At 67.7% G+C, this 7,551-nt stretch carries 8 protein-coding genes; 7 read left to right on the forward strand and 1 reads right to left on the reverse strand.

Annotated elements, in window-relative coordinates:
• The 7 genes from rpmD to L0H79_RS19030 form a co-directional block, all read left to right on the forward strand.
• A partial coding sequence (rpmD, locus tag L0H79_RS19000; RefSeq protein ID WP_301486217.1) for a 50S ribosomal protein L30 occupies positions 1–119 on the forward strand: 119 nt, incomplete at its 5' end.
• A gap of 2 nt (positions 120–121) precedes the next feature.
• Entirely contained in the window at positions 122–664 is a 543-nt protein-coding gene (rplO, locus tag L0H79_RS19005; RefSeq protein WP_301486210.1) for a 50S ribosomal protein L15, read from the forward strand.
• An 85-nt stretch (positions 665–749) separates the two neighbouring features.
• Positions 750–2,075: a preprotein translocase subunit SecY gene (secY, locus tag L0H79_RS19010; RefSeq protein WP_301486211.1), complete on the forward strand. Its 1,326-nt coding sequence runs from the start codon at positions 750–752 to the stop codon at positions 2,073–2,075.
• Between the two features lie 52 nt (positions 2,076–2,127).
• Positions 2,128–2,697, forward strand: a complete 570-nt coding sequence (locus tag L0H79_RS19015; RefSeq protein ID WP_301486212.1) for an adenylate kinase — start codon at positions 2,128–2,130, stop codon at positions 2,695–2,697.
• A gap of 19 nt (positions 2,698–2,716) precedes the next feature.
• The gene (gene map, locus L0H79_RS19020; protein ID WP_301486213.1) at positions 2,717–3,580 is read left to right on the forward strand and encodes a type I methionyl aminopeptidase; all 864 of its coding nucleotides are present in this window, start codon (positions 2,717–2,719) and stop codon (positions 3,578–3,580) included.
• Positions 3,581–3,786: 206 nt separating this feature from the next.
• Positions 3,787–5,133, forward strand: a complete 1,347-nt coding sequence (gene gdhA / locus L0H79_RS19025) for an NADP-specific glutamate dehydrogenase (protein ID WP_301486214.1) — start codon at positions 3,787–3,789, stop codon at positions 5,131–5,133.
• A 23-nt stretch (positions 5,134–5,156) separates the two neighbouring features.
• The gene (locus tag L0H79_RS19030; RefSeq protein ID WP_301486215.1) at positions 5,157–6,653 is read left to right on the forward strand and encodes a DHA2 family efflux MFS transporter permease subunit; all 1,497 of its coding nucleotides are present in this window, start codon (positions 5,157–5,159) and stop codon (positions 6,651–6,653) included.
• 17 nt (positions 6,654–6,670) lie between these two features.
• On the opposite strand, the gene L0H79_RS19035 is transcribed toward L0H79_RS19030, so the two are convergent.
• On the reverse strand, positions 6,671–7,045 hold the full coding sequence (locus L0H79_RS19035; protein ID WP_301486216.1) for a carboxymuconolactone decarboxylase family protein: 375 nt from the start codon (positions 7,043–7,045) through the stop codon (positions 6,671–6,673).
• Positions 7,046–7,551 lie beyond the last annotated feature (506 nt).

Consider the following 7,551-nt stretch of genomic DNA (forward strand, 5'->3'; position numbering starts at 1 on the left):
CGCTGCGCAGCCTCGGTCTGAAGCGCATTGGCGACGTCGTCGTCAAGGAGGACCGTCCCGAGATCCGCGGGATGGTCAAGACGGTGACCCACCTGGTCGCCGTCGAGGAGGTTGACTGACCATGACCACGGACAGCACGCACAGCCCAGACAGCACGCACAGCCCAGACAGCACCGACAGCACCGGCAGGAAGGCTGCGACCTCGTCCGAGTCCGCCCTCAAGGTGCACCACCTTCGTCCTGCCCCCGGCGCCAGGACCGCCAAGACCCGGGTCGGTCGCGGCGATGGCTCCAAGGGCAAGACCGCCGGTCGCGGCACCAAGGGCACCAAGGCGCGTGGCCAGGTCCCGGAGAGTTTCGAGGGCGGCTCGATGCCACTGCACATGCGGTTGCCGAAGCTGCGGGGCTTCACCAATCCGTTCCGCACCGAGTATCAGGTCGTCAACCTGGCCCGCTTGCAGGTCCTGTTTCCCGAGGGCGGGCAGGTCTCCGTGCAGGACCTCGTCGCCAAGGGAGCCGTCCGTGACGGCCACCCCGTCAAGGTGCTTGGCACCGGGGAGATCTCCACCACGATGGAGATCGAGGCGCACCGGTTCTCGGTCTCCGCCAAGGAGAAGATCGAGGCTGCTGGGGGCTCGGTCAAGCTCCTCGACGCCGGCGAGTGATCCTCACGTAGGGCTGCGGCGTTGAGTTAACCTTCAAGCGGAGCCATGACAACGCCGCGCCCACGGCCGGCCACCAGGAGGACCAGTGTTTGCCGCTTTCGTTCGCGCGTTCCGTACCCCGGACCTGCGCAAGAAGCTGCTCTTCACGATCGGCATACTCGCGCTGTTCCGGCTCGGGTCACACGTGCCCGTCCCGGGAGTGAGCTACGGCCTCGTGCAGGCCTGCCTGGCCGATGGGCAGAAGGCCGGGGGAAGCGACCAGAGCGGTCTGCTCAGCCTGGCGAACCTGTTCAGCGGCGGCGCCCTGCTGCAGCTGTCGGTCTTCGCGCTCGGCATCATGCCCTACATCACGGCGAGCATCATCGTGCAGCTGCTGACGGTGGTGATCCCGAAGTTCGAGGCCCTCAAGGAGGAGGGGCAGGCCGGGCAGACCAAGATGACGCAGTACACCCGGTACCTGACGATCGGTCTGGCGGTGCTGCAGAGCTCGACCCTCGTCACCTTCGCCCGCAACCCCTCGGCCCTGTTCGGCGGCTCGTGCGAGAACATCCTCACCGACAGCTCGAGCCTGACCATCGTGATCATGGTGCTGACCATGACGGCCGGCACCGGCCTGATCATGTGGTTCGGCGAGCTCGTCACCGACAAGGGCGTCGGCAACGGAATGTCACTGCTCATCTTCACCTCGATCGCCGCCGGGTTCCCGAGCTCGCTGTGGTCGATCAAGGAGAACAAGGGCTGGGGCACCTTCCTCGGCATCCTGCTCATGGGCATGTTCGTGATCGGCGCCGTCGTCTACGTCGAGCAGTCGCAGCGCCGCATCCCGGTGCAGTACGCCAAGCGGATGGTCGGTAGGCGAGAGTACGGCGGCACCTCCACGTACATCCCGCTCAAGGTCAACATGGCCAACGTGATCCCGGTGATCTTCGCCAGCTCCTTGCTTGCCTTGCCGGGGCTGGTGGCCCAGTTCAACGCCGGGTCGAGCGGCAACGCGCCGGGCTGGGTGTCGTGGGTGCAGGAGAACCTGCAACGCGGTGACAAGCCGATCTACATGCTCGTGTACGTGGCGCTCATCATCTTCTTCACCTTCTTCTACGTCTCGATCACGTTCAACCCGACCGAGGTCGCCGACAACATGAAGAAGTACGGCGGGTTCATCCCCGGCATCCGGGCGGGTCGCCCGACGGCCGAGTACCTCAACTACGTGCTGACCCGCATCACCGTGGTCGGCGCCATCTACCTGGCCCTCGTCTCGCTCATCCCACTCATCGCGCTCGTCGCGGTGGGGGCCAACCAGAACTTCCCGTTCGGCGGAACCTCGATCATCATCGTCGTCGGGGTCGGGCTCGAGACGGTCAAGCAGATCGAGGCGCAGCTGCAGCAGCGTCACTACGAAGGGTTCCTCCGTTGACATCACCTCATGTCGCCAGTCGCCGCGCTCCTCACCGGGCGGAGGCCTCGGCATGCAACTGATCATTCTCGGGCCGCCCGGGGCCGGCAAAGGCACTCAGGCCGCGCGCATCTGCGAGCGGCTCGCCATCCCCGCCATCTCCACCGGAGACATCTTCCGGGCCAACATCAAGGGAGGCACGGCGCTCGGCGAGCGGGTAGAGGCGATCCTCGCCTCGGGTCGCTTCGTCCCCGACGAGGTGACCAACGAGATCGTCGCGGACCGCCTCGAGTGGGATGACGCGGCCGGCGGTTTCCTCCTCGACGGATATCCGCGCACGGCCGGGCAGGTCGCGGCCCTCGATCAGGTGCTCACCCGCCAGGGCCGCGCTCTCGACGCCGTGCTCGAGCTCACCGTCGACGAGGACGCCGTCGTGCGCCGGCTGCTGAGGCGCGCCGAGGTCGAAGGCCGGGCGGACGATACGGAAGCGGTCATCCGGGAGCGTCAGGCGCTCTACCGCACGCAGACCGCGCCCTTGTCGGAGCACTACACCGAAGCCGGTCTGCTTGTCCGCGTCGACGGGATGGGCGCGGTCGACGAGGTCACCGATCGGATCATCGCCGCTCTCCCGACGCACGCCTGAGCACAGGAGGCCACGAGAGGTGTTCGGCCGCCGCAGGCTGTTCGGTCGCCGCCGACTGTCCGGCTGCACCGACGACCAGCTCCTGCTCATGCGCGAGGCGGGCCTGCTCGTCGGGCGGACGCTTGAGATGCTCCATGGTGAGATCCGGGCGGGCGTGAGCACGCTCGAGCTGGATCGGCTCGCCGAGGATTTCATCCGCAGCCATGGCGGTATCCCCAACTTCCAGCTCGTCCCGGGCTACAGCCACACGCTCTGCACGAGTGTCAACGAGCAGGTCGTCCACGGCGTCCCCACCAGCACGACGATCCTGCGCGAGGGAGATCTCCTGTCCATCGATTGCGGTGCGGAGGTCAGCGGCTGGAACGGGGATGCGGCCATCTCGGTGATCGTCGGTGGCAGCGAGGCCGCCCGACCCGAGGACCTCGACCTCCTCGCGGCCACCGAGGCGGCCCTCTACGCCGGGATCGTCGCGCTGCGGATAGGCGGGCGCCTCTATGCCGTGGGCGATGCGATCGAGCGCAGCATCCTCGCGGCCGCAGCGCGTGACGGACACACCTATGGCATCATCGACGAGTATGTCGGTCACGGGATCGGCCGCCAGATGCACATGGACCCGCAGATCCCGAACTACGCAGTCCGCGAGACCGGGCCCAAGCTCGTCGCGGGATTCACCGGTGCGATCGAGCCGATGGTCACGCTGGGCACATCGGAGGCCACGGTCCTTACCGACGGCTGGACGGTCGTGACGACGGACGGTTCGCGCTCATGCCACTGGGAGCACTCCGTCGCGGTGCGCGAGCAGGGCCTGTGGATCCTCACCTCCCTCGACGGTGGCCAAGCCGCTCTCGCCGCCCTGGGTGCCGCGTTCGCCCCCGAGACGTGAATGCCTCCGCGGGCCGGGCGAGACGACGGGATCTGGCGGGCGGTGCCGGTCATGAGACCGACCCGCTGACGCTCGCAGCGCGTGGAGCAAGCCGGTATCGTCCCTGTCGGCCGGCATCACGTGAGACGGCACGTCCGTGATGCGGACGGCGCGACATCGGTGACCCGGCTCCGCGAGGATGACATGTCCCCAGGGAAGGAGACGAGATGGCGACCTTGGACCCGCACCTACAGAGCATCTACGAGGTGGTGCTGCGGCGCAACCATGGGGAGCAGGAGTTCCACCAGGCCGTCTTCGAGGTCTTCGAGTCGCTGGCCCCCGTCGTACGCAAGCATCCGGAGTACGCCGACAACCAGGTCCTCGAGCGGCTGTGCGAGCCGGAGCGGCAGGTCATCTTCCGCGTCCCGTGGGTCAACGACGCCGGCGAGGTCGAGATCAACCGGGGCTTCCGGGTCGAGTACAGCTCGGTGCTCGGGCCGTTCAAGGGCGGGCTGCGCTTCCACCCCAGTGTCAACCTCGGCATCATCAAGTTCCTCGGCTTCGAGCAGATCTTCAAGAACGCGCTCACCGGCCTACCGATCGGTGGCGGCAAGGGCGGCAGCGACTTCGACCCCAAGGGCCGCAGCGAACGCGAGATCATGGCCTTCTGTCAGTCGTTCATGACCGAGCTCTATCGCCACATCGGGGAGTACACCGATGTCCCGGCCGGCGATATCGGCGTCGGCGGACGAGAGATCGGCTACCTCTTCGGCCAGTACAAGCGGATCACCAACCGCTACGAGTCGAGCGTCCTCACCGGCAAGGGCCTCGGTTGGGGAGGCTCGCGGGTGCGCAAGGAGGCGACTGGCTATGGGACGGTCTTCTTCGCCGACGAGATGTTGCGTGCCCGCGGTGACTCGTTGGACGGCAAGCGTGTCGCCGTCTCGGGATCGGGCAACGTCGCCATCTACGCGGCCGAGAAGGCGCAGGAGCTCGGCGGGACCGTCGTTGCCTGTTCGGACTCCGGTGGCTTCGTCATCGACTCGGCCGGTCTCGACGTCACCCTGCTCAAGCACGTCAAAGAGGTCAGACGAGAGCGAATCAGCGCCTACGCTGCGCAGCGCGGGAGCGCGACCTACGTGGCCGGCGGGAGTGTCTGGGACGTCGACTGCGACGTCGCGCTGCCCTGCGCCACCCAGAACGAGCTCGGCGAGGACGCCGCGATCCGGCTTATCAAGAACGGCGTGACCCTGGTTGCCGAGGGGGCCAACATGCCGGCGACCCCGAGCGCCATCAGGGCGCTGCTCGGCGCCGGCGTCCTCTTTGCCCCGGGCAAGGCCGCCAACGCCGGGGGAGTTGCCACCTCAGCTCTCGAGATGCAGCAGAACGCCTCTCGCGACTCGTGGACCAGCGAGTACACCGAGGCGCGGCTCGGGACGATCATGCGGGGGATCCACGAACGCTGCGCGGGGGCCGCGGACGAGTTCGGGTCCCCGGGCAACTACGTCGTCGGTGCCAACACGTCATCGTTCGTCCAGATCGCCGACGCGATCATCGCTCTCGGTGTGATCTGAGCCCGGCGGCATACGGGGTCGTGATGGAGCGACTGGAGGGTTCCCGCACATCCGATCAGACGAGCGACCTCCCCGAGGGCCGCAGCCCCTGGCCGGCTCTCTGGGCGATGGTGCTCGGCTTCTTCATGATCCTCGTGGACTCGACCATCGTGTCCGTCGCGACGCCGGCGATCATGATCGCGCTCGACGCCGACGTCAACGCCGTCGTCTGGGTCACCAGCGCCTACCTGCTCGCGTATGCCGTGCCGCTGCTGATCACCGGACGGCTCGGTGACCGCTACGGTCCCAAGCGGCTCTACCTGCTCGGCCTGACGATCTTCACCCTGGCCTCCTTGTGGTGCGGTCTCACGGGGACCATCACCATGCTCGTCATCGCCAGGGTCGTGCAGGGTCTCGGCGCCTCGTTGCTCACCCCGCAGACGATGGCCGTCATCACCCGGACCTTCCCCGCGGCGTCCAGAGGCAAGGCCATGGCGCTCTGGGGGGCGACGGCGGGGGTCGCCATGCTCGTTGGCCCCATCGCGGGCGGGGTGCTCGTCGACGGGCCGGGCTGGGAGTGGATCTTCTTCGTCAACGTGCCCGTCGGCGTCTTCGGCCTGCTCCTCGCGGTCCGCCTCGTCCCCCGGCTCGGGACGCACACGCACAGCTTCGACTGGCTCGGAGTGGTGCTCTCCGCCATCGGGATGTTCCTGCTCGTCTTCGGTATCCAGGAGGGCGAGAGCTACGACTGGGGGGCGATCACCGGCATCGTGTCGGTGCCGCTGCTCATCGCTGTCGGCCTCGTCGTGCTCGGCGCATTCATCTGGTGGCAGAACCGCAACCCCCGAGAGCCGCTCGTGCCGCTCAGCCTCTTCCGCGACCGCAACTTCGGGATCGCCAACATCGCGATCTCGACGGTGGGCTTCGCGATCACCGCCATGACCTTCCCGTTCATGCTCTACGCCCAGGCGGTCCGCGGAATGACGCCGACGGCCGCAGCACTGCTGCTCGCGCCGATGGCACTGCTGTCCGCAGCGCTGGCTCCGCTCGCCGGTACGCTCACCGACCGCCTCCACCCACGCGGCCTCACAGCCTTCGGCATCGGCGCGACGACGATCGCGCTGTTCTGGCTGAGCCAGATCATGCATGAGGGGACCCCGACATGGGAGCTGTTGCTCCCCATGATCCTGATGGGGCTCGGCGGCCCGTTCATGTGGTCCCCGATCGGCGCCACGGCGACCCGCAACCTGCCGATGTCCGCGGCCGGCGCCGGGGCGGGGGTCTACAACACGACCCGGCAGGTCGGGGCCGTCCTCGGGAGTGCGGCTATCGCCGTGATCATGGAGGCCCGCCTCGCTATCGAGCTCCCTGGTGTCCCGACCGGCGGCGGCTCGTTCCAGACCGGCGGCACGATGCCGGCCGAGGTCGCGAGTGGTTTCGCCGACGCGATGGCGCAGTCGATGATCCTGCCTGCTGCGGTCCTCCTCGTCGGTTTCGTGGCTGTCCTCTTCTTCGAGCGGCCACTCCATCAGGTCGCGTGATCCGAGGTGCTCGCTGCTCAGTGATCGGCAGCGTGCTCCGCATGCCCCGCATGCCCCGGGGCGTCCGCTACGACCCCGAGCGCGTCGAGGGCGATCGTCGAATGGGCGTAGGCGCCGCCGGCCCGCATCTCGGCCGCCACCCAGATCGCCTCCATGATCTCCTCCGGCGAGGCGCCCTTGCGCGCCGCGAGCTTGGTGTGACCCTGGATGCAGTAGGGGCACTGGGTCGTGTGGGCGACGGCGACAGCGATCAGCTGCTTGGTCTTCTCGGGCAGGGCACCCTCGGCGAACGCCGCCTTGCTGAAGGACTCCCAGGCCGCGTTGATCTCCGGGGCGAGCCGGGCTCGAGCCTCGCTGGTCTGGCGGGTGGCGCGGGGGAAGAGGTCGGACATGATGATCTCCTTTCGGGACTCCTCCATCGTCGCATCCGCGATCCTCCGAGTGCCAGGCACTCAGCCGTCCCGCGACACTACCCGCCTTGACCTTGACCTTGACCTTGACCTTGACCGCGGGACCGCGCCACAACTCGAGTGGCCCCGCTATCCACAGGGGGTTGTGGATGACGGGGCCACTCGAGTGGAGGTGGTGAGGAGATCCGGAGGGTTGTGGATGACGGGGCCACTCGAGTGGAGGTGGTGAGGAGATCCGGAGGGTAGTGGGGGGATGGTGCGGCTGCGCGTCGCCGAGGTGGAGGCCGGCGCATGACCGAGGTGGAGGCCGGCGCATGACGCTGCCACGATTTCGTGTATCGGCGCGCCTGCCGTAGTCTGGATCCTTGGGTGTCGTGCGCCTGCACGCCACCCAATCCTGTGTCGTCCCACCCAGGGACGTCCGCAACAGATAGACGGAGGATATGGCCAAGAAGGACGGTGTCATCGAGATCGAGGGCACGATCGTC

Origin of the sequence: Intrasporangium sp., assembly GCF_030452765.1 — a bacterium.
Lineage (GTDB): Bacteria > Actinomycetota > Actinomycetes > Actinomycetales > Dermatophilaceae > Intrasporangium_A.

Excerpts from the sequence above, each read along its gene's own strand:
- rplO (WP_301486210.1), top strand. The coding sequence starts at position 122 with ATGACCACGGACAGCACGCACAGCCCAGACAGCACGCACAGCCCAGAC.
- L0H79_RS19015 (WP_301486212.1), top strand. The coding sequence starts at position 2,128 with ATGCAACTGATCATTCTCGGGCCGCCCGGGGCCGGCAAAGGCACTCAG.
- gdhA (WP_301486214.1), top strand. The coding sequence starts at position 3,787 with ATGGCGACCTTGGACCCGCACCTACAGAGCATCTACGAGGTGGTGCTG.
- L0H79_RS19030 (WP_301486215.1), top strand. The coding sequence starts at position 5,157 with ATGGAGCGACTGGAGGGTTCCCGCACATCCGATCAGACGAGCGACCTC.
- L0H79_RS19035 (WP_301486216.1), bottom strand. The coding sequence starts at position 7,045 with ATGTCCGACCTCTTCCCCCGCGCCACCCGCCAGACCAGCGAGGCTCGA.